The 23,700-nt window shown below is 37.1% G+C and carries 19 protein-coding genes; 3 read left to right on the top strand and 16 right to left on the bottom strand.

Annotated features, from left to right (window positions below; genetic code table 11):
• Positions 1–248: 248 nt before the first annotated feature.
• Both V7266_RS07160 and V7266_RS07155 read right to left on the bottom strand, forming a co-directional pair.
• Entirely contained in the window at positions 249–596 is a 348-nt protein-coding gene (locus V7266_RS07160; RefSeq protein WP_420491345.1) for a thioredoxin family protein, read from the bottom strand.
• Between the two features lie 99 nt (positions 597–695).
• Positions 696–1,577, bottom strand: coding sequence for a LysR family transcriptional regulator (locus V7266_RS07155; protein ID WP_335467041.1), 882 nt, complete (start codon positions 1,575–1,577; stop codon positions 696–698).
• 143 nt (positions 1,578–1,720) lie between these two features.
• On the opposite strand from V7266_RS07155, the gene V7266_RS07150 reads away from it, so the two are divergent.
• The gene (locus V7266_RS07150) at positions 1,721–2,929 is read left to right on the top strand and encodes a multidrug efflux MFS transporter (RefSeq protein WP_335467040.1); all 1,209 of its coding nucleotides are present in this window, start codon (positions 1,721–1,723) and stop codon (positions 2,927–2,929) included.
• A 251-nt stretch (positions 2,930–3,180) separates the two neighbouring features.
• Here the strand turns inward: V7266_RS07150 and V7266_RS07145 are convergent, their stop codons facing one another.
• From V7266_RS07145 to V7266_RS07100, 10 genes are all read right to left on the bottom strand, one after another.
• Positions 3,181–4,266, bottom strand: coding sequence for a GerAB/ArcD/ProY family transporter (locus V7266_RS07145; protein ID WP_335467039.1), 1,086 nt, complete (start codon positions 4,264–4,266; stop codon positions 3,181–3,183).
• Positions 4,267–4,306: 40 nt separating this feature from the next.
• Positions 4,307–5,515 (bottom strand): Ger(x)C family spore germination protein, encoded by a 1,209-nt coding sequence (locus V7266_RS07140; protein ID WP_335467037.1) that lies wholly within the window; start codon positions 5,513–5,515, stop codon positions 4,307–4,309.
• Positions 5,505–6,989, bottom strand: a complete 1,485-nt coding sequence (locus tag V7266_RS07135) for a spore germination protein (protein ID WP_335467035.1) — start codon at positions 6,987–6,989, stop codon at positions 5,505–5,507. The genes V7266_RS07140 and V7266_RS07135 overlap by 11 nt, the downstream gene beginning before the upstream one ends.
• Before the next feature lie 91 nt (positions 6,990–7,080).
• Positions 7,081–9,027, bottom strand: coding sequence for an alkyl/aryl-sulfatase (locus V7266_RS07130; RefSeq protein WP_335467033.1), 1,947 nt, complete (start codon positions 9,025–9,027; stop codon positions 7,081–7,083).
• A gap of 37 nt (positions 9,028–9,064) precedes the next feature.
• Positions 9,065–9,826 carry an SDR family oxidoreductase gene (locus V7266_RS07125; RefSeq protein WP_335467032.1) on the bottom strand — a complete coding sequence of 254 codons (762 nt, stop codon included), beginning with the start codon at positions 9,824–9,826 and terminating at the stop codon, positions 9,065–9,067.
• 404 nt (positions 9,827–10,230) lie between these two features.
• Complete coding sequence (locus V7266_RS07120; RefSeq protein WP_335467031.1) at positions 10,231–11,340, bottom strand: Ger(x)C family spore germination protein; 1,110 nt, start codon at positions 11,338–11,340, stop codon at positions 10,231–10,233.
• A 5-nt stretch (positions 11,341–11,345) separates the two neighbouring features.
• A complete protein-coding gene (locus V7266_RS07115) occupies positions 11,346–12,800 on the bottom strand; it encodes a spore germination protein (protein ID WP_335467029.1) in 1,455 nt (484 codons plus the stop codon).
• Positions 12,793–13,857: an endospore germination permease gene (locus V7266_RS07110; protein WP_335467027.1), complete on the bottom strand. Its 1,065-nt coding sequence runs from the start codon at positions 13,855–13,857 to the stop codon at positions 12,793–12,795. Before V7266_RS07110 ends, V7266_RS07115 begins: the two co-directional genes overlap by 8 nt.
• Positions 13,858–14,222: 365 nt before the next feature.
• Positions 14,223–14,492: a hypothetical protein gene (locus V7266_RS07105; RefSeq protein WP_335467025.1), complete on the bottom strand. Its 270-nt coding sequence runs from the start codon at positions 14,490–14,492 to the stop codon at positions 14,223–14,225.
• 68 nt (positions 14,493–14,560) lie between these two features.
• The gene (locus tag V7266_RS07100; protein ID WP_335467023.1) at positions 14,561–14,983 is read right to left on the bottom strand and encodes an SDR family oxidoreductase; all 423 of its coding nucleotides are present in this window, start codon (positions 14,981–14,983) and stop codon (positions 14,561–14,563) included.
• A gap of 271 nt (positions 14,984–15,254) precedes the next feature.
• Here V7266_RS07100 and V7266_RS07095 point away from each other — a divergent pair, with 271 nt between their 5' ends.
• Positions 15,255–15,875 carry an NAD(P)-dependent oxidoreductase gene (locus V7266_RS07095; protein WP_335467021.1) on the top strand — a complete coding sequence of 207 codons (621 nt, stop codon included), beginning with the start codon at positions 15,255–15,257 and terminating at the stop codon, positions 15,873–15,875.
• 512 nt (positions 15,876–16,387) lie between these two features.
• Here V7266_RS07095 and V7266_RS07085 read toward each other — a convergent pair.
• Positions 16,388–17,101: an MBL fold metallo-hydrolase gene (locus V7266_RS07085; protein ID WP_335467019.1), complete on the bottom strand. Its 714-nt coding sequence runs from the start codon at positions 17,099–17,101 to the stop codon at positions 16,388–16,390.
• A gap of 255 nt (positions 17,102–17,356) precedes the next feature.
• Positions 17,357–18,514, bottom strand: coding sequence for an MFS transporter (locus V7266_RS07080; RefSeq protein ID WP_335467017.1), 1,158 nt, complete (start codon positions 18,512–18,514; stop codon positions 17,357–17,359).
• 932 nt (positions 18,515–19,446) lie between these two features.
• Here V7266_RS07080 and V7266_RS07075 point away from each other — a divergent pair.
• Complete coding sequence (locus tag V7266_RS07075; RefSeq protein ID WP_335467016.1) at positions 19,447–20,289, top strand: hypothetical protein; 843 nt, start codon at positions 19,447–19,449, stop codon at positions 20,287–20,289.
• A gap of 623 nt (positions 20,290–20,912) precedes the next feature.
• Here V7266_RS07075 and V7266_RS07070 read toward each other — a convergent pair.
• Both V7266_RS07070 and V7266_RS07065 read right to left on the bottom strand, forming a co-directional pair.
• Complete coding sequence (locus V7266_RS07070) at positions 20,913–21,413, bottom strand: endonuclease/exonuclease/phosphatase family protein (protein WP_335467014.1); 501 nt, start codon at positions 21,411–21,413, stop codon at positions 20,913–20,915.
• 28 nt (positions 21,414–21,441) lie between these two features.
• On the bottom strand, positions 21,442–23,349 hold the full coding sequence (locus V7266_RS07065) for a 3'-5' exonuclease (RefSeq protein ID WP_335467012.1): 1,908 nt from the start codon (positions 23,347–23,349) through the stop codon (positions 21,442–21,444).
• Positions 23,350–23,700 lie beyond the last annotated feature (351 nt).

The raw sequence follows: 23,700 nt of genomic DNA, 5'->3' as shown, positions 1-23,700 counted from the left end.
TTTCCCTTAAAAATAAAGGAAGTTTTTTTTTCCGTTTAGATTATCCAAATCTTTGGATTTTGTCTTATATAGAGCAGTTAATCGGAATAGCTCCGCTTATATCTGCTTCTTAAGCTTCCTCTTTATGCATTAGCCGAAAATTCTCCGCCTATGAGAATCCTCATATCTACACAAAAATCACCAATGAATAATAACAGAGCCTTTTCTTAAAATACAAAAACGACCAGAGCGTTCTGGTCGTTTCGATGTTATTTTTGATTCTGTTCGTCCAAAAACTCTCTAACTTGTTCTGGAGATTTCGCATTCGCACTATGCAAATGAGCAAGTTTTTCTCCGTTTTGGAAGATAAGTAAACTCGGGATACCCATGACAGAATATTTTTCAGCCAACTCCGGAAAATCATCACGATTGATTTCGTACCATGCATATTGAGGATAATCCTTAATCACTTCATCAATGAACATGTTCATCCGCGTGCAATCCGGGCACCAACCAGCAAAAAACTTAACGATAACTGGTTGAGTTTCCGAAATCACTTGATTAAATGTTTCAACTTTAGTAATCGCCTCCACTTTAATCCCTCCTTTCAAATTCATGTTTTTACTATAACATTAGTGTAAAGTTGTTTTACCTTTTTTTCAATATATATGATTGATTTGAATAAGGAGTTACAGTGTTTAATACCCATGCTTCATTTAGCTTAATTCCTTAAAATACCCAATCATAAATTCCCGGAATTCCCGAACGACCTTTGAAGTATACCGCTCCGTTTTCCATGCCATTCCGATCGTTCTTGTACAGACAGGCTGTTCAATGTGCAATGGAACAATTTTTTCATAGTGTGAATAGCGAAGGGTATGTTCGGTTAAAAAGGATATACCCAATCCCTCTTCTACATAGTTATGAATGGATCCCGGTTCTTCGAGTTCAAAGGCGATTTTCGGTGTGAATCCTGCTTTTTCACAAAAACCATCTGTTAGCATTCTGAAGGGATTTGTCGGCTCTCTGTGAATAAATTGTTCATCTGCCACTTCCTTTAACTGAATGCTCTCTCTCCCAGCCAAATGATGGGTATCCGGGACGACGATGAATACCTCATCCTCCATAAGATTAATCCAGCTGATTCCTTCTTTCTCAATAGGAAAGTAAGTAACACATAAATCGATTTCCCCTTTTTCCAATTGATCCACAAGTCGCAAAGGAGCATGCATACTTACTTGAAAATTGACGAATGGATAGGTCTTACGAAATTGACTAATAATATTCGGCAATAATGGGATATGCATGACCGAAAGTGAAATTTGATTCCTGCTCTCTCCTGCGAGTTCCTCCATCTCAAGCTTGGCAGATTCTAATTCAGAAAAAGCCCTATCTACTCCTTTTAAAAAAATTTTCCCAAATTGATTTAGTTTAATATTCCTTCCCTCTCGATCAAAAAGGGAAAAACCCAGCTCTTCCTCTAAACGAGATATGGTTTGGCTTAGTGATGGTTGTGCAATCGTAAGCTCTTTGGCAGCCCTTGTCATATGTTCAAAATTGGCAACGGTTTGAAAATACCTTAATTGTAAGAAATCCATTTGTCCACCTCTATTGATAGTCCTTAACCTATAAGCAAATAGTAATATATATATTAGTCGTTATCAATTATTTGGAGTATGATTAAGCATATCAATTATTTTGGAAGTCGAAATAAATTCTAAATAATAAGAAAGGTGTTTATATGGAGAATTGGAAAAGAAATTTATTTGTTTGTTGGTTCGGTTCATTTGTGACGGCCGCTGGGATGAGTCAAATATCCCCAATGCTACCTATATATATAGAACAGCTAGGAGTCCACGCAACTTCAGATATTGAAAAATGGTCTGGATTAATCTTTGGTTCAACATTTTTAATCTCAGCCATTGTTTCGCCTATATGGGGAAAACTTGCAGATAAAAAAGGCAGAAAACTAATGTTACTCCGTGCAAGCCTTGGAATGGCCATTGTCGTTTTTATGATGGCATTTGTACAAAACGTCTATGAATTGCTCGCATTACGGATGTTAATGGGTGCCGTTTCCGGTTACATATCTGCATCGGTTACCTTAGTTGCAACACAAACACCGAAGAAAAATTCAGGCTGGGCACTCGGTACTCTCTCAACAGGATCCGTCAGTGGCGGACTTCTAGGTCCTTTAATGGGGGGATTTATTACAGAATTCTTTGGAATTCGAAGCTGTTTTGTTGTAACAAGCGTGTTATTATTAATCGGCTTCTTTGCCGTGCTATTTTTGGTAAAAGAAGAATTTACACCTGTCCATAAAACACCGTTAGCCTTTAGCCAAGTTTGGAAGCGAGTTCCTGATACTAGATTGCTCATTTCATTGTTTGCTAGCACATTAATTTTGCAAATTGCCAATATGTCCATTCAGCCATTAATTACTGTTTATGTAAAAGAATTATCACCACATGCAGCCCATTTATCTATGATAGCTGGAATGGTGGTAGCTGCTGCTGGTTTAGCCAATGTAATCGCTGCTCCACGATTAGGTAAGCTTGCTGACCGGATTGGCTCAAGAAAAATATTGATCGGAGCACTTATTGTTGCAGGAATTATCTTTATTCCTCAAGCATTTGTAAAAACACCATGGGAACTCATGGGACTGCGCTTCTGTCTTGGACTTGCGACAGCTGGTTTATTGCCATCCATTAACAACCTTGTGCGAAAAAGCGCACCAGATGAAATTGTTGGCCGTATTTTTGGGTATAATCAATCTGCACAGTATATTGGTACTCTCGGAGGATCTGTATTTGGCGGGCAAATGGCAGCATTCTTTGGCATTCATTATGTGTTCTTCACTACAAGTGCTTTATTACTGCTAAATGCATTATGGGTTTACAGTATTAATCATATTGGTATTAGAAGAAGGACCATGTCACATATTCATTAAGAAGCACACTGAGATTTCAGCGTGTTTCTTCTTTTTGTTCATTATTTAATCATGTTAAACCCTTGGCTTAGACATTGGTTAACGGGGTACCGCCAACAAAATGCGGGTATCTATACTGAATTCAAAAGCATGCTGAAAATACTTTCCCTTTTGACATCCAACAAATCATAAATTGAATGTACCCTCATCAAGCTCAAGTGATCATTTACGAAAAATCCCAAGAAAAAAGACAAGAGAACCGTCCCCATGTTTCAGGCGGTATATTTTTTTATAGCTAAAATGAAGACTAAGATGGCAGGTATTAGAAGTTGAAAGGGAATATGCATATAAAGCGGAACAATTTTTAATCCAATAAACAAGTGTTGAATGATATTTTTAGACAAAATAAATGTCGATAGTAACGTTATGGCTGCCGAGATCACTAGTAGCCGATTTCGTTTGATCTTTGGAAACGAATTTTCAAAGATCATGAGACCACTGTACATAAACACCGAAATTTTAATAAATCCCCCTATTAAATTGATAATGACCGCCAAAACCTCTAAATGTGGTAAAGTCTCTAATAAGCTGGTTAGTTCCAACGCCTTTACAAAGGGAAAGATATAAGAAGTAACCGTTTCAGAACCTAACAAACCGAGTATCATCTCACCTGCTAAAAAAAGAAGCACACCAGTGATACAAATCGAAATCCAGCCGTATCTTCGTAAGCCCTTTCGATCGTCTACATACGGAAATAACATGGTAAATACGATGAGTTCACCATATGGAAAAGTTAATCCAGTTGGGAAAACAGCAGACCTTACCTGCTTGAAGCTTGTTCTGAAAACGGGTGTTAGACGGCTAATTTCAAAATAGGGAGAAATAAATCCTAATATAATGAGTACGAAAACAATCACACCAGTGAAAGCACATAGTAGTAAAGAACTTCTTGCTATCGCTTCCATACCAAGATAACAACAATAGGACACCACAAACAAAAAAGTAAATGAAATAATCCAAAAAGAGACATTGTTAAAAAGCACTGAACCTATAAAGAAAGAGAAATCCTTTAACACTCTACCTGCAATATATAAAAAGTAAAGACCATACATGATTCCCACTATTCTGGACAGCCATTTTCCAAATCCTAATTCTAAAATCTCAATCAAGTTACTCCATTTTCCCAAAGAATGAAGAAGCATATAGAGATAAAATAATCCTATCCCAATAGCCAATGATAAAAAAATGGTGATCCAAATATCTTGTTTTGTATTAAAGTTCCAGCCAACGACGATCGCACTTCCGAGCAAAAAGTTGACCATTAAGGTGAATAGTTCGATCGATGCTATTTTGACCATTCATCTATCTCTTCCTTTCTGTTTCAAAACTTATCTGCCATTACGATGAAATGTCTCCCACATCTAAAACTTTTACCCTTACATCTGTCTGAATTTTTACCGTAGAATAGATGGAATTCCAATCTTTTTTGCTCCGGTTCCATCTATTTGGCTGTTTCCTATACATGACTTCACCGAAACCATTTATATCGGTTTTTTTATTTTGCGTTTTGGTTATCAACCGATTAATCTGTTGTTCAAGGTCGTGTTCTGCCTCATGTTGCAAGGAAGCAATGTTTTTCGTGTTGGAAGTGTCGATCTTACACGAAACATCAGAAAGCTTACCTGTTAATTGAAGCTGGAGAAGAAAGGAGGGAATTCCCTTTTTGTCTTTTATTTGAATAACTGGCTTACTTCTTACCTCCTTCCAGGTTACATATCCTTTTTGTCGTTGGCATTTTGTTATAATGGAGGTTTTTTTAATTTTGGCATGCGTTAAAGCATATAAATTACTTTCTTCTGAAGAAAGAAAATACGAGAGTTTTTGATCCTGAAAAACAGCTAATCCATCTATTGAAAGAATTGTCTCCGGAGTAGCCTTTTCAATATTTTGCTTCGATGTTCCTTTAGAAAAAGAACCATTTATCCTGATATAAGGAATGGTCAATTCCGTTCGATTCTGAACCGCCTTTTCCCTTATATGATTAGAGGTTACATCTGACAACTTCCCCCAGGAAAGTCGTTTCCGTATTAGCATTTCTTCCAATCTGCTTCCGGAAATTTTTTGTACAGGGGTAAAGATCTGAAGCAGTTTATTTGCTGATACTCCCTTGGATATAACAAACCTGATATTGGCAGGTAAATTGGATTCTCGCATAAAGTAATCGGAAATAGAAGAAATGCCTTCAGATTTGGCTAATTCTTCCCCTATTACTGCTACCTCTGTATTATCTAAGAATATCGGCCGTGCTAATTTATTTTCAATACGCTCCATTGCTTCAGGGATGGTTCTTCCCTTTGCACTGTATGTGTAAGCACCGGTTTCTGATGCTCCTTCTTTGCTATTGGAGGCAGGATTATATATTTGCAGGCTGGCAATATACCCTCCCTTACTTTTATCAATCCCGATCGCGGAAACCACACTAAGTTTATTTAACAACGTGTCCTGAACCTGTTTGCTTACGATTATCGAAAAAATGATTCCGATTGCTAAAACCATATTTATATTTGACTTCATATGCTTGCGCTTTACCTTGTTATTACTTTTCATTTGTCTCTTCCATCGTTTCTTCTGACTTAAAATGAGACTCATCATTTGTCATTTCCACTAGTGATATCTGAATCGCACTGTCTTTTAGATCATGCGCAACGAAAGGAGCAAAAGGAGATAAATAGGGCACTCCAAAGCTTCGCAATGAGCATATATGAACCAATAATAATAGTGACAAGAGAGCAATACCATATAAGCCGAGGGATGCACCTGCAACAACAAAGCAAAGAATGATATTTGCTCCTGTTATGCGCAATTGGTAAATTGGAATAACACTTAATAAAATATAGGTAAGGCTTACAATCACCAAACTGGCAGGTGCAACTAATTGTGCTTCAATGGCGGACTGTCCTAAAATGATTCCTCCAAATATGGAAATGGTTACGGCAATGTTTTGCTGTAACCTTGTGGAACTTTCGTTTATGGCTATAATCACAAAAATTAATATAGTTATTTCTAATGACGTTGGAAATGGCACCAGCTCCCGCTGTGAAACAAATCCCACTAACAGTTTCACTGGCAAAAGGTTTGCATGGTAGGTCATAAAAGCTACATAAATGCCTGGAAGATACAATGAGATGAAATATAAACAAAAACGAATTAATCTTGTATTAATGAAACCTGTATTACTAAAATAATAGTCCTCAGGTGTTTGGAAAAATTGAATAAACACAGCAGGAGCAATCAGTACATATGGAGAACCGTCTACAAAGATGGCAATTTTGCCTTCCAGTATTTCTGCAGCGACTACATCAGGTCTATCTGTATTGAGCATGAGCGGAAAAAAAGACATAGACTCCTTCGTTAGCACCGACTCGATATAATTTGCTTCCAGGACAGCATCCAAATGAAGGCGGTCAAGGCGGTCATAGATGGTTTGAAGCACTTGTTTATCCACCACGTTTTCCAAATACATCACAGATATATCTGTATGGGTATTGGTTCCATATTGTTTGGTCGTGACTCTGACATTCGTATTTTTAATTATTTTTCGGACAAGAGAGATGTTAGTACTCCTATTTTCATTGAAACCTTGGTCAGGACCTTTTGCAACACGCTGTCCTTTAGCACTTTCTATACTGCGGCCGTTCCATTTAGTAGTATCTGTTGAAAGGAAAGTGCTGCATTTATCCACGATGAGCAGCGTTTTTCCTGTAAGTAACTCAACTGAAGCAAGATTTATATTTTCTACTCGTGTCATATTTTTTGTTTGAATAACCGCTGTTTCCATAAACGATAGCAGTTCTTCATCTGATTGAAAAAAGGGAAATTGATATGTTAATAATGGTTCAATGATGTACTCCTGAATCCCATCCGAGTCTACAATCCCATCAATGAACAACATGGCTGCTTTCTTATCTTGACCCTTCAAGATAATGTTCCTTATTTGTAAATCAGAACTCTCCCCCAAGATCTTCTTTATGGCATTTATATTGTTACCTAGAACACTTGAAGTGTCACTTTTACCAGTCATTTTCATCACCTGGGTTCAATTGGTATTGATATGTTAGTATTTCTTAGAAGAAAAAAAATATGCAGGACTCATGATGGAGAACCTGCGCACTTTATACTTCCCCCTTTGAATCCCTCGGCGTCATAATATTAAAATTAGGGTCTATTATATCTATGACTTCCAAGAAAGATTGCCATATCTGTTTATCTCCTTGGATAATAATAATGGAATGATTGGTATGATGATTAGTTGTTACTAGATTGTATAATGTTTCTTTCCACATCGTGACCGTTACCTCTGCACCTGTGAAAAGATCATCCTTCAAATATCTGAAAATTCCACGTTTTATTTCCGTTGACGCCCTTTCATTACGGTCAGGAATCACAAAGTTTATTTTGTAATCAAAATCTCCTGCTAAGGGACCATCAATCCGAATGCTTAATAGATTCAAAATACTTTGAAGAGGTAAGGCATCGAGAACCTCTTTTGTTCTTGTCGATATCGGAATAAGTCTTTTCCCAAAGCGCAGCTCTTGTGAGCCCATCAAATACTCATTTCTCCATGGCCCTGATTCTGCAACATACCCTAATTGTTCTAGTGCATCAGCACATAGCAACTTCGCTTCTACATGGTTAGGATTAGAATCAATCACATGTTTTAGTACTTCTGCTGTCCATTGATATTCACCATTCTGATATGATTTTTTTGCTTTTTCAAGAATCTCTTCCTCTCCCCCCATATATTCCACGTATTTTCTAGCAGATTCCTCTGGGAGGAGCTTATTTAAATCGATTGGATTTCCATTATACCAACCCATGTATCTTTGAAAGACCGCCTTAGAATTATGATTGGCTGTTCCGTAAAATGAACTGTTATACCATTCGTCACTTAGGCTCCTGGGCAGCTTCACCATTTTTCCAACCTCTTCCAAAGTAAACCCCTGATTAATCAAACGCAATGTTTGATCATGGATATATTGATAGACATCTCTTTGTTTTTCTAAGTATTGGATACATGTTGTGCGACCAAAACGTGCCCAGTTATGGGCACCAAATATACTGCTTACCTCATTACCAAATAGATCAATGGCTTTTTGTAAATAGAATGCCCAAGCCACAGGATCACGAACTTGTGCACCTCTTAATGTATATAAATTATGCATCGTTACGGAGGCGTTTTCTGCAATACATAAGGACTTTTCACTTGGAATATAAATATTCATTTCTGCAGGAGCTTCTGTATCTGGAGTAAGTTGAAATTGGAAAGGAACCCCATCAATAATCTTTTCTACATAGGGTAATGGACTAGCTGGAGAAATTTCTTCGATATGACCACTCAACGTCACTTTTCCAGTGGATATCGTTTTACCGAGACCATCATCGATCTGTCCTTTAGCATCAGTTGGCAGGTGCAGCCCGAACATATATATACCACGTCTATTCATAGCGACCCCTGCAGTAATATTCTCTTCAATCACGGCCCTCATAAAACCCTCTGGAGCATACACCTTTACGGATTCTACGCTTACGTTTTCTAAAATACCTGAAATGCCGCCGTAATGATCCGCATGTGAATGGGTGATAATGATCGCACTGATTGAAAAATCACCTGCATACGACTGCATGAATTGGAGGGCAGCTTGTGCGGTTTCCTTACTAGTTAAACAATCAATGACAATCCACCCCGACCTCCCCTTGATAAAGCTAATATTGGCGATGTCAAATCCTCTTATCTGATAAATATTGTCTGTGATTCTATATAATCCTGTATGAAGGTTTAATTTGGCTTGTTCCCATAGCTTCGGATGAACCGTATCAGGTGTTTGTTCATTTAGCAAAAAAGCATATTTACTTAAATCCCAAACAGGAGAACTAGCAGGTGTTCCTTGAATAACTGGCAAAGGAACATTTTCCAAGAGATTTTCCTTTACTAACGCTTGCTCCCTTTTTAAATTCCCCCAATCAATTTCCCTATAAAAAACCTTATTGACCCAACTAGTCTTAGATGTTGCTGGTTTTCTGGTATCATCTAGCTTATGGTCATTTTCAGATAAGGCCATGCCTACACCTCCCAGATAACCTCCCCTTACAATATCTTTAAACCATCTTAATAAGTAGATATTCCTCGAATGTAATGTTCCCCATTTTTCGGATAGGATTAGTATTTTTCCCATCAGAGAAAGATTTGTACAGTTTTCCTGGTAAAGAAATGCTTAAAACTTTATTTGGTTCATTATTTATGCCGATTTTCAGTTCAGCCATTTCTCTTAAAGTCATAATAGCTGGACCAGCAAAATCATCCGCTCTTCCTTGTGGATCTTTTTCCACTAAACCAATTAGATGATTTGCAAAATCACTAACATCCACACTCTGAAATGGAACGTTTCCTGGGATAATATATCTTTTGAATAAAGGTTTAGATATGAAAATCTTTTCTACAAAATGGTGGAATTGGGTGGCACGGACAATGGTATGAGGAATGGAACTATTTTTTAACAAATTCTCTGCTTCATATTTTTGTTGATAATATTTAAATGGTATTTCATCGATCCCAACAATGGACGGATAAATAAAATGTTTGATGTGATGCAATTTCCCTATAAACTCCTTAAAACCTGAAACCTCCATGAATTTTGAATTTTTAATCGGACTAGTTGCTGCGTGAATGATTACATCTACATCTTTAATTGCTTCTTCTATGCCTTCACCAGTCAATAAATCGCTATAAACCCACTCGAAATGTTCGATTCCTTCGGGTTTTCTTCTTGAAGTTACTTTAACTTGATGATCAGAACCGCCTAGCTGCTTAATCAAAGTGGAACCTAGTTGTCCTGACGAACCAGTGATCAGTAAATTCAAGGTACAACACTCCCGGTTTTATTGGATTTCCTTCTATTTTAATATTCAGAAGCTGAGGTCATTATTCAACTAAACCACCTATCGGAACAAGGAAAGCGACTGCACTTATTGAAAGATCGCACCCGTTATAGAAAGACTATTAATCTTCATCTTTTAAATACTACTTTCAATCTATAATAAAACTAGAATAATGACCTAATGGATAGGAAACATTTTATAAACAAATTGGAAAAGCATCGGTCCTAAAAAACCGATGCCTTTCTACTTACAGGAAAATACACGATGATGATGGTTCTTTTCACTTTCGTCTCTCACAGGGAACCCCCGTTAGAATTATTATGACACGTTTTGTTTATGAGACTTTTAAATTGATACAACCGATGATGTAGATTGATTGTCGTTCATTATTTGTATTTTCCCGATTCTATGATCTTAATTTCCACCTTTATATCCTTTACAGCATCCAGATTAAATCCTCTAATCGCACCGATATCCCAATCATTTAAATGATATTTATAAGACTTTTCACTGATATTCAAGACATCGGTATTCAATTTGTCGCCTTTTTCTAGGGTTGTAAGAATATCTTTCTTAATTTTTTTGTTTAGTACGCTTTGCAATTCCCCGTTTGTGTTGTTATCGGAATTTTGGAACAAGGCAGCCTGTCCTTTTATCGCAATCCGATAAGAGGGTTGGTTCCCTTTTAAAACCACAATTTTGGTTTTGGGATTTTTTATTTTTACCGATACCTTTTTCGTTCCAACCCGGACAGAAAATCCCTGGATGCCTTTAGAGAACCACCTGATTCCACTAAGGTCCTCTTTATTTAACCAGCCTTTGTACTGCTGCTGAGACATGATGTATTCTCCATTGACAGTAGCAATCTGTTTTTGTTTTCCTTCTGAAAATTGATCTTTATTAATGGATAAAGACGGGATCATAATGGTTCCAATCGGTCGATAATAACGAGTAGTAAATTGATGGTATTTAAGAATGGGTAGTGAATAGTTTTGTTGGATCAAGGGTTCCGGTCCATGGATGATCGAATACACTTGTGAATAATTAAAAAAGCTTTGAGTTTGTAACAATTCCTTTATATTCTCTTTTGTGCCAAAAACGAATAGATTATACCGAAAATTTGGGGATTGCCCCATGATATCGAGCACATCCGCCATTTTTTTTTCTTTTATGATCCTTTCGCTTAAAATGATTGCCTGTACATGTCCCAAACTCAATGGCATAGCGGTAGTTTGTTCTAATTCACCGTATGCTGATAGGAGGCTTTCATCCTTCGCTTCCCCGATCAATATGGGAAAATCTTCTATATTGGCTCCTTCCTGTTTAGCAATGTTCCCAAAATTCAACCCTTGAGAAAATACTTCGAATTTCCCATTTTTATAATCAAACCCTAGGGCGGTAATATAGACTTCCCCTTCCAATCTTTTTGCCCCAAAACAACCTGTCACAAGCAGGGACAGAGTAATTAAAATCATAAAAATCCTTAGCTTCCTCATAAAAACTACTCCTTTTGCCTTGTACTATCTTCAGGCTGATAGGCCTGATTGCGTTTTTTTAATTGCTTATAGGGAAACCTTAGATAGGCTCTTAAGATTTCAGGCAAATTAGGATTAAAAAAGTGAGGAACATAGGGTTGGCCGAAACTTTCAAGTGAAAAAACTAACGTGACAATGGTAAAAAAGGATATAAAAAATCCAAACAAACCAAAGATAGATGACAGGAATAGGACAAAATACCGAAGAATGACGATATTTCCTCCGATATTTTGGTTCACCAATGTATAACCTGAAATCACGGTGATCGATATGATTACCAGCATGGCTGGGGACGTTAATCCAGCTCGGATCGCTGCATCTCCGATAATCAATCCACCTAAAACAGCAACGGTTTGCCCGACCGCTTTTGGGAGCCTAAGCCCCGCTTCTTTAAACAGTTCAAACAAGGTAAGCATAATAAATTCTTCCATTGGACTTGCTAAAGGAAGCCCGACTCTTGACATGGAAATGGTTGCAAGCAAAGTGTAAGGCAGTTGTTCCGTTTGGAACGTGACTAAAGCAACGAAAAATCCCGGTAAAAACACTGTGGTGAATAAGGCCAGGATTCTTAAGATTCGGACAAAGCTGATATAAAAAAAGCTATTGTTCGAATCCTCCGGAGAATGCGACAATTGATTTACGCTTGTCGGACCAAGCAAGCAGCTAGGGCTTCCCTCCACTAAGATGGCAAATCTCCCTTGATTCAAGGAATCCACGACAAAATCTGGTCTGCCAATGTAATCCATTAACGGAAAAATGGAATAGGTCCGGTCATATAGCATTTCCTCTAATTGATTGCTGCTGTTTAAAACATCTATTTTAAAGGATCCCAGCCGTTTTTGTACTTCCTCCAAAATGGAAGGATTAAGGATATCCTCGATAAAAAGCAATAAAATTTTCGTTTTACTTCTTTCTCCGATGGTATACTCGATACTTTTTAGAGAAGACGTTTTTAATCGCTGACGGATTAAGGCCATGTTATCAGAGATGTTTTCCACGAAGCCGTCTCTTGGTCCTCTTACCGAAGTCTCCAAACTGGATTCTTCCGGACTCCTCTTTGGCGGATTGGAGACCGAAATGAAATAGACATCCTTTGAATTCTCATTAAAAATGACCAATTCCCCGGAAAAAAGCTTTTTCTCCATTTCATTTTTGATATCTGCCTCTTCTTTTAGTTCAGAGATTCCCAGGAAGCTGTTTAAACGTTCCATCGTAAACCTATGTTCCTTCTCCATTACCTCCGTTATTTTAGGAAGAATGGATTCGTTTATCATCGTTGTATTGACAATATTCGGGCAATACAAAAAGGTCAGAGAATGGAAAGAACCGGTCCCTTGATAGGATTTTGTGATGAGGACAATATCAGATGAGCTCTTAAACCACTCTTTTAGTCCGGATGTCGTTAGTTCCTTCTTATTCATGAACATCACCTTTGATTCGGCTCAAAAGGAGCAATAGTCCAAAAGAAAATAGCAGAAATATTAGGCTAGCCGGGAAATAGATCGAATATAGAAACGAATAAAAGGACTCGAAATCCCATGGGATGACCACGCTAATCGTCAGCAGGGCATAAAGAAAAGGCAGAAACCAGCGATTCTTTTTGCGAAAAAACAGCTGGTTAACGAGGAACATGCTTAGACATACCCGTATGAAGGCTCCAGAGAACCACTGGTAGATTGACAAAAAATCAAGACGGGTAATATGGGTGCCAAGTGTTAATAGCTTCCACTGTTCATATGCAAGAACTTTCATCTTTTCTGCCTCCTCGGCGCCAAATTCAGTTATGCCTCCAATCAATGGGCCAAGCGTTAAAAGGAAGATCATGATTGCAACCATCAGGAACATTTTCATGTTGATTCTGTTCTTCAAATAAGGCGTAAGGAAAAGAAAATAGATGGTTTCGAAAAGAGCAGCACATGTATACATCATTCCGTGAAGGAAATGTCGATACCCATGCTCAAAAATGGGAAAAAGCATGCTGTGATCCTTATTTTTCATATTTCCAATTCCCACTAATAAACCAAAAATCACAACAAAAGGCAATAAGAAAAATCCGATTGCACCAATGACACCAATTCCTTTATGTGTAGCATAATAGCAAAGAAAAGCGAATAAAAGCGCGATCATAAAATTGGGGATGTTAAACGTGTAATTCGCATTAGCCCAGTAGATTGTATATTTGAAAGAGATAAACGCAGTCAGAAAAAAATAAATACCAAATATCATACTGATGCCATATGAGATCCATGGAGGTAATGAAAAGATTAAAGTAAAAATGTTTTTTTGTTCGTATTTTTTGTATAGAAAAAAAATAAGGATCGTCCATATGATAAAAGGGACAAAGCTCCCGATGACAGATACCCATGCGTCCCGGTGGGATGAAGTTAAAACAACTGGATGCAGCAATACATGGACCATAAATCCCGTAGACAGGATGAGTAGAATATACATATGTACAGAATAAATCACCTTTTGCATCACGATAATCTCCTTCTTTGAATGCATCGGTAATAAGTTTCATTTTAGTAACTTTTCTTTTTAGCTAGTCTCCCCCTTTTGGATCTATCTCAAGGTAGAGACAATTAAAATGTATGATAAAAGCTAACTAGCCTATTACATATCCAAATTATCTTCCCAATTTTAATGGAATATTATCCATAATAATCAAATCCCAATGAGGTTTTATTTATTTTCCAAACTTCTTTTACTAAACTGCACGTAAGTTCAACAAGAAAAAATGACCGCTGTATTCTTTTCCAATTGCCTTTAAAGTTAAGTGAATTGATTCACAAATTTTAAGGGAATAAAAAAAGGTTGCCTCGCAACCTGCCCTTACCATATCTTCAAATGGTCTTATTAAGTAAATATTCCTCGAATGAAATGTTCCCCATTTTTCGTAGAGGATTAGTATTTTTCCCATCAGAGAAAGATTTGTACAGTTTTCCTGGTAAAGAAATGCTTACAACTTTATTTGGTTCATTATTTAGATTGATTTTCAGTTCAGCCATTTCTCTTAAAGTCATAATATCTGGACCAGCAAAATCATCCGCTCTTCCTTGTGGATCTCTTTCCACTAAACCGATTAGATGATTGGCAAATTCACTAACATCCACACTTTGAAATGGAACTTTTCCTGGGACAATATATCTTTTAAATAGAGGTTTAGATATAAAAATCTTTTCTACAAAATGATGGAATTGGGTGGCACGGACAATGGTATAGGGAATGGAACTTTTTTTAACAAATTTTCTGCTTCATATTTTTGTTGATAATATTTAAATGGTATTACATCGATCCCAACAATGGACGGATAAATAAAATGTTTTATGTGATGCAATTTCCCTATAAACTCCTTAAAACCTGAAACCTCGACGATTTTTGAATTTTTAATCGGACTAGTTGCTGCGTGAATGATGACATCTACATCTTTAATTGCTTCATCTATGCCTTCACCAGTCAATAAATCGCTATAAACCCACTCGAAATGTTCGATTCCTTCGGGTTTTTTTCTTGAAGTTAGTTTAACTTGATAATCAGAACCGTTTAGCTGCTTAAGCAAAGTGGAACCTAGTTGTCCTGACGAACCAGTGACCAGTAAATTCAAGGTACAACACTCCCGTTTTATTGGATTTCCTTCTATTTTATTATTCAGAAGCTGGGGTCATTATTCAACTAAACCACCTATCGGAACAAGGAAAGCGACAGCACTTATTGAATAATTGCCCCCGTTATAGAAAACATCATTATGTTTTCCTTTTACCGTAGAAAAAGGGAAAAGTTTCCTTCCTTATAGGAATGCTACCTCCTTCGTTGAACAAGACAATACAATAACTTTTATAGTAAAATACAATAACGACAAAAGGAGCCTCTTTCATATGAATATTTTAATTTTAGGTGCAACGGGACGAGTTGGAAGACAACTAGCTACTTATGCCCTTCATGACAGACATCAGGTTACGGTATTAGTTCGTACTCCAGAGAAGATTCAAATAAATAATAAAAATTTAACCATTCTTCAAGGGAATGTTTTAAATAAAGAGGATATCGTACGTGCCATGCTTGGGATTGATGTTGTGATTAGTGCATTAAATACGGATGGCACAACCACTCTATCAGATAGTATGCCACTTATAATCGAAGCAATGGAAAACGAAGGGATAAAACGAATCATAACGATAGGAACGGCGGGTATTCTTCAAAGTAGAACGATGCCAAATTCTCTGCGTTATCAATCAGGTGAATCAAGGCAGAGGTCAACCCGTGCAGCGAAAGAACATCATAAAGTTTACGATATGCTCCAACAATCAACCCTCGAATGGACGATTGTCTGTCCTACGTATTTGCCAGATGGAGAAAGGTTAGGAAAATATCGAATAGACCGAAATTTTTTGCCGGAGGGTGGAGCTGAAATATCCGTATCGGATACAGCTGAATTTACATTTAAACAGATAATAGCAAGCGAGTATATAAAATCACGTGTAGGGATCTCCTACTAAAATTATACAACTTTTATATTGGATTATCCTGTTTTTGGGACTAAATTCAATTATTTTCACCCAAAAATAACAAGATACCAAAAACATGGAGGACAATCATTAGAATAAAATGTTGGAATTACCAGCCTTGCTCATCCTTGACGTTCAAAAAGGATTTGATAATCCTTATTGGGGAGAACGAAACAATCACGATGCTGAACAAAATATAGCAGATTACAGACAACGCAACCTCGATCCAGGAACTAGAGTTAACCATGCAACCAATAGGAATTTGCTACGATCGTAACAACTGATGATATTCTTATCAAAACTCAGCCAACTAAAGGAATAAGCGCAGAGAGGCATTTCCTGCGCTGTTTATTTGTCTAACCTTAAAACTCTCAGCAACCAATGATGAGGACATTTTGATAATGAAGTGTATCATCTCACAGAAAATACTGTCTTCATCTTAGTTATCTTCATCACCATACCTGATTAAGTCCGGATGGACCGGAAACGAATCAAACCCACCATTAATTCAATAAGTCTTCAATTTGTTTTTTCTCCTTAATATGACATAGCCCCCCGTGATAACAAATGACTTTTTCAAAATCAAGCTCTATAAATTTTTGAAGAGAGGAAATGGCAGTTTTCAAATCCAATGTGGTTTGTGGGATAGGTTGGCGTAAAACACCATTTGCTACTACCATAGCATCACCTGCAATAAGAGTTTTGGTCTGCTTTAAATAGAGACTAATATGACCTGGAGTATGCCCTGGTGTAAAAATAATTTGAATACCACCACAATAGGAAAGTTCATCACCGCCTTCTAAAATTTTATTTACCTTTGCTTTCGGAGGATTCCTATATAAAAATTGCATTGGTTCTGGCAGTGAGGCCCATTGTTCATGACTCATTCGATTAGGATCCGTTTTTATAAGAGGTAATGTTCCTTCAATATATGGTTTATCGAGAATATGTGCATAAACTTCTATATGGTTATGGGATTGGTTTAGTATTTCTGGGAGAGAACCAATATGGTCTAAATCCTGATGAGTTAGAATGACAGCTTTCAATTTATCAAAGGGGACTCCCACTTCGTTCATAGCGAGACGAATTTGTTCCAATTGTCCTGGCATACCAGTATCAACTAAAACCGCTATATCATCATCCCATATCAATGTAGGATTTAATCCAAAACCCTGGATCTTTAATTCTAACATGGCCAAGCCTTTATCGATTCTCATTCAATCTCCTCCTAATTTATAAACATAGTAAATCTAATTACATAGATTAATTTATCACTTAAAGAAGAGATGATCAATACATAAATTATTTATTATATCACATAAAAATATTTTCGTCAACGGTTATTTGTATTAAATTTTATTATTAAAATTTAAAATTAATTTATTTCTTATTGTTCTTCCACAATCTCATTAAAAGAATATTATCTGTCAACGACCACCTTTAATTTTACAGACACGCAAAAAGCATCGGTGCTAAAAACCAACGATTCCGCCAAGTGCTGTTAAACGGAAGTTAAGCGGGTAATTCACTCCTACATAGGCATATAATAAGGATTGGTTTCCATTGATCATCCCACCGATGATAAAGACCAAGATGGAGAGAATGGCAATATCCCATTTGAAGCTAAGCGTGTAGAGCAAGACACTCGCGACCAAAAAGTAGCTGACTAGAATTGGCTTATGACCAAATTTGTCTGCCAATTTTCCGCCGATTGGAACAAACAGGAAGGATCCGAGGTTCAAGGTCAATAATAACGATAAGCCGGAAACTAGATTATATCCCTGATTCATCATCAATTTCGGAAGCCAAGAGCCGATTCCGAACAGTAGGAAAATATTGATGAAAAACATAATGCAGAAAATGATCGTGTTTCTTGCAAAGCCATGCTTTAACTGACTCGTCAGACTTCCCTTTCTTGTATTGTGGAACTCGTTGACTGTGTATTCATCCTTTTCATTTAAAGCTAAAGCCGGGTTGATTTTCTTCAGAAGTTTTTGGATTTTACTCTTTTCACCCTTTTTCACCATAGAATCGACGGAATCAGGAAGGTAAAAATACGCTATTACGACCATGAATATAGGGATAAAGGCAAAGAAAAACAGGATGCGCCAGCCATGTGCAGGCATCACCGACATTCCAATCAAGGTGCAAAGAATCGTCCCGATCGGCACCCCGATATTGGTGATTCCGATTAGAGTTGCGCGGCTTGAGAGCGGGGAATATTCCGAAATCAGTGCGAGCACGTTCGGCGTCACAACGGCTAGTGCCATCCCTCCGATCACGCGGCAGATCGCAAAGGTTACAAGAGAATGACCGGTTCCAGCAATTCCGGTAAAGATACAATAAATGGCGACGCATAACATAATGACATTCTTTCTTCCGATTTTATCGGCTAGCCAGCCGAAAAAAATCGAGCCGAAAATCATGCCGTACAAGCCGTAACTTACAAGCAAGCCGGATTGGGTTGGATTCATACCGGTATCCTTCATTAAAACCGGCATCACCACGCCAAAAATGTTCAAATCGTATCCATCAAAAATGATGATGAATAGACCGCAAAGGAAAACGGTAAAGAAGAACGGATTAAATTTCGCTTTGTCAATTTGTTCGTTGACGTTAATGGATTTCATAGAGCACCCCTTTTTACTTTAAATGATAACGGTTTCAAAATTATCCTTTTAAAAGGACAAAATCCCTTCCCCTTTTACGTATTTTTTAAAAAACTTTATGGAGCAGCTGATAGAATTCTGCATCCTGCTTTTTAATAAGCGAATACCGACTGTTCTGTCCCATCCTTATTCACTTTCTGACTTCCCCTGCGTGTGTGAAAAATGTCCCCCGGCTTAAGAGGCATGATTGTTAAGTTAATAGATTAGTATTTTCAATGCAATACCTCCTCTTATTACTAGCTTTACTTACTTCTTAATAATAAGATAATATTGAATTTTCTAGAAATTCATAATTTGGATGAGAGAAATCTCGAATTCTGATTACGAGTTGGATTAGAAAGGGAGGAAGAATTTCATGGATTTACGATAGTTAGAAGTTTTCCTTTGCGTGGAGAACTCAGAGAAGAATAATTGTAAAAAAGGACAAGCCTTTATTGCCTTCCTCTATGTGGCAATAAATCATAATTCTCAATAATAATATCTTGACTAAGGTTAAATGAAATTACTGTGAGGGATGTTTTTTAATTACAATGGTAAAAAATATTGTTTTATAAGTTAAGTAAATCCTATTAATTAATTTTTAAACAGCATCAATAATCTAACAACAAAACCGGCCAACCAATCGGATATCTACTAAATCATAAGGTAAGGAAGTTATAATGTAATAAGAAATGTAAATGGGAGGAATTCGGATGCTGGTCAAGATACAAATTGATAGCAGTTCGCCAAGTAAAAAGAAATTAAAGAAAAACACCCACGAGATCTCCAAATTACATATAAGAGTCTTGGTCTTGTTGAAACCGCCTTGGAAGAGTTCCTTCAGGAAAATATTGAAGTCTTAACTCAAGAAGAAGATTTCGAACTCAAAATCATCGGCAAACAGGTTCGCAACAATGCCAATAAGCGGACCGACAGTCGGAATCGACAGCAATGGGAACGTGGTCGTCATAGAAATCAAACGGGATGAGGAGGACATGAAGACTCGAAAGGATAACTTCGAATCTCAGGCCATTCGTTATGCCGCCTCCTTTGCTAAAATCAACAGTGTCGAGGAAATTGTTAATAAAGTGTATGCCGATTATTTAATCCAGAACGAAAACATTAAAGCAGAAAATGCTGTGGAAGTCGGAATTGCCAAAATACTTGCGTTCCTACATGAACACGAAGCATTTGATAACTTTAATGCAGACCAGCGCATTATATTAGTCGCATCAAGTTTTGATCCGAGTGTCTTATCGGCCTCTGCCTGGTTATTAACAAAAGGGCTCGACATTTCTTGCTTTGAAATTGCTCCCCAATTAATTGAAAGTGAAAACGGAGATGAGTACCTTCTAGAAATCAAAAAGCTTCTTCCGCTTGGAACAGATGAGGATTACTTCTCAGAAATATTAACGAACGAAAACAAGCGGCCTACCGCCAGGAGGAACTCCAGCTGGACGCGAAAAAGGTTCCCGAAACTCATCAACATGTTGGAAGTTGGACTTGTATCCGAGGGTGATGAGATTTTCTTCAAAAATAAGGAAAGTGAATCCCTCGCGAGAATCCACAGTGGGAACAACGTCGAATTCAACGGCAAAATCATAACGCTAAACGTATGGGCTAAGCAGTTCCCACAAAGCGGCAAGGTCAATGCGTATGAGTATGGTGTTGTAAAAGAAAAGAATAAAACACTTGCGGAAATACGTGCTGAAGGATACGAGTTATTCGAGGGGATGGGCTTCGATCCGATTGAATAGGACAAAAATATATGGCAAAATCGCTAATCCACTTATTATATAAGTGGGTAAAATTTATTGTTTTGTTTCTGGTCAAGGATTCTAGAAATAGTTCGTAAAATAGCTTATATTTCTGCTGATAAGTTGGATAAGTTATCAAATAATGGTTGTGGAAGTTTAGGATTATTAAAAATAGAATCGACTCGATTCGTCTGTGGGTCTTTATCTTTTCATTAACCATGATCCTTAGCTTTTCACTCAATATCATTCTCGGTGGTAGTATCGTAGGTTGGATGTGCCATAACTTCCCTACATAGCGGTGGTTCATATGAAACTAACTTAAAAATCGCATTCGATATACTTACTGACAAAACCCAATATGACAAGTAATTCTTGCTTGTATGTAAGCAATGTCCCCTTTAACTGCTAATTCCTTTAAATTTCAAATACAAGTGGAAAATGATCACTTAACTTTGTCCAATCCTCACTACTATCAACAAAAAAGTGTTTCGTCCTTTGAATCATGTCTTGTGAAGCAAAACAATAGTCAATATGAAAAGGAAGGGTACTTTTCCTATAATGGTAGTAAGTGGGTTGGTTTTCAGAGCCAAATTCTTCATTAGAAAAGTAATGATAGCAGCTTTTTATCCCAAGTTATTAAGCAATTCAATTATTCTTTCAAACCCTAAGCGGCCTTGAATCCCCGAGTAACTTCTAGGTAAGTTTTTATCAATGTTAAAATCACCAATAATGATAACTCGGCTATTTTTAAGAAAATGTTCGTATTCTTTTAAAGCAGAATAAAGTATATGTCCATACGATGAATATCCCGGAGTTCTTTTGGTCCAAACAGCAAGTAAAATAAAATCTTCTTTACCAGAAACCTTTATTGGAACTACCCATTCATATTTAATCTCATCTACTAACATAGATAATTTATAATCTTTAGAAAAAGAAAGAATTCCCAGCCCGATTCCCTTTTCTTCCCCATACCAAATAGAATCCTTGATTTCCACTTCATTTTGAAACGTACTTGGGGCTGGACACTCTGGTAACACAGCCAAATCTGGGGATAGTTCAGTTATTTTCTTAAGCTTGTCCTTAAACAATGTTCCCCTTAGACAATTCCAGGAAATAATCTTCATTTATCATTCTCCCTATATTACTGCTTATTTAATTTACTTTTCCTATCACCTTATTCTTCGATTTTCTCTCTTGAACAATCCCATCAAAATACATGGTGAATTGGGATTCTCCTGAGTAAGAAAGGCACAAAAATTCCTTAGCTCTAGTCATCCCAATGTATAAAAGCGACACTTCCCTTTCCTTATTTTCTTCTAAGGGAAATGGCATAGAGTCAACGTTGACGATAAACACTGCTCCGAAATCGAGACCTTTGCTACTGTCAATCGTGCTGATCTTCACTTTACCGTCTTCTTTCTCAAAGGATCGCTTCGAAACGTCATTTTCTGTTATCCAATAAAATGGCAATCCTTCATTCGCAAGAGATCGCTTGATAATATCAATAATCGGATATTGATGTGTCCGTTTCACCCTGTATAGGATTAACATTTCATCAAATGGGACTTTTCTTTCTTGGTGCAGCTTTTTAATTTGCCGAGCAACTAATCTCATTTCATCAAAGAAATTGGCAGCCTTTAAAATCCCCGGCTCCGGTCCTTTTCGTTTTGTACTTTGGGGAGCAATGATTTCCCCGTCTAGATCACGATTGACCACTTTATTTCTGAACATGGAATGTTTACGGTAGAAATCCCAAGCAAACTTTACAATCTGTTGGGTGTTCCGATAATTGATAGATAAAACCTTTGATCGGCCCTGGAAGCTTAAACCCGTATCCTGAAGGTAAGACCGTTTACGATTATAAATCGTCTGGGCCCGATCCTCTACTAATAAAAGTGATTGCGTATCCGCGTTGATAAGTAAGCTGACAATCCGCAGCCAATCTGCTTCAAAATCCTGTCCCTCATCAATTAACACCGCATCATAAGTTGGAAGAATGGCCTCTTTCTTCTCAATTTTTTCAATGATTTCAGGCAGCTTCTGTTCTCTTATTTTTAAATCATTCTTCAACCATGAATGGAAATTACGGACGATGATGTTTTGATTCTGAACATTCTTTCCGTTAGGATCAAAATCAAATAGATCCTCGGGCTCATTTAACATATGATGAATCATTTGCTGAATCGCATTCGCCAGTGAAATATTATAGCAAAGGATCAAAATTTTCCAATTAGGATTTTGTTTGGACAACATCTTTGCTCGACTTGCCAAAATAATCGTTTTGCCGCTCCCCGCCACTCCCCGTATCAACCGATTCTTATCACCGATTTGCTTGGCCAAATTCTCCTGATGCAGATCCATTGTTTTGATATCATGAAGAGATAATAATAGTTGATCCTGATAAGGGACCGGCGCTTTAAACTCGGCACTAATCCGAACCTCAGGGAATAAATGATAGCGAATCGCACTAATGTCCTCAAGTGTAAGAGATTCCTTCAGTCGGAATGGGACAACAAACATATTCAAGATTTTCTCCATCAAGATTTCTTCGGAAAATTCCTCTTTATCGGGATCAATTTCATCTCTGGTTAAACAAAGATTCGGCTCAACAACCGAATATAACCCTTCTTTGATAAAATCCTTTGAATACATTCTTGTAAAAACAACCCCATGGCCGTAAGGGAACTTTAACTGAAATTTATATTTACCATCCAATTGAACGAGATTTTTATCCTTTTTCAATACATCGACCAGTTGGAACATATTATCCCTGGCCTGCTTCATCGGGCTTTTGATGACCGCCTGATCTCCGGAAGTCGTAACAATATGCCATTCATCATGGTTAATTTGAAATAAAGTATTTTTCGTGTAATCCTTAACTTCTAATACAACTATTCCCAGGTCTGGTCCAATAATGACAAAATCAGGACGTTTACCTTGAATTTCCGGTTCGAAGTAGACAATATAATCATCGGGTAAAAAAGTTTTCAATGTCCGAAAAAGTAACCGTTCCCCTGCTGTAGCTGTTGAACGAATAGATTCAGGAATCGTGATTGCCATAATAACCGCTCCAAAATTTGCATTTTTCTCCATTATACTACAAATAGGAATATTGGCATAAAAAATAACAACTTTTAGACATTTTTCCCACAAAATGCTGACAAAAGTATTGTTTTTTTTCATGTTTGTTAGAATAATAGAGTGAAAGGAATATTTTACTTACATAGTTAATAAATGAAAATAGCGATGAAAGTGATGTGTCAAAATTGTTAAAGGGTATTTTTGATAAATTATTTAATACTACTCAAAAACCTTCCGAGGTTGAGAATAAATCAATGAGTCAAGAAGAAATAGAAGCCATTGTAGAAGCAAGGTTACGCGAGCATGCAGCAACAATTGAACAATCTGTAG

The sequence above is a fragment of the Neobacillus drentensis genome, from assembly GCF_036965645.1.
Classification (GTDB): Bacteria; Bacillota; Bacilli; order Bacillales; family Cytobacillaceae; genus Neobacillus; species Neobacillus drentensis_D.
Note: the sequence above shows the minus strand (reverse complement) of the source record. Positions and strands in the feature narration are given on the sequence as shown.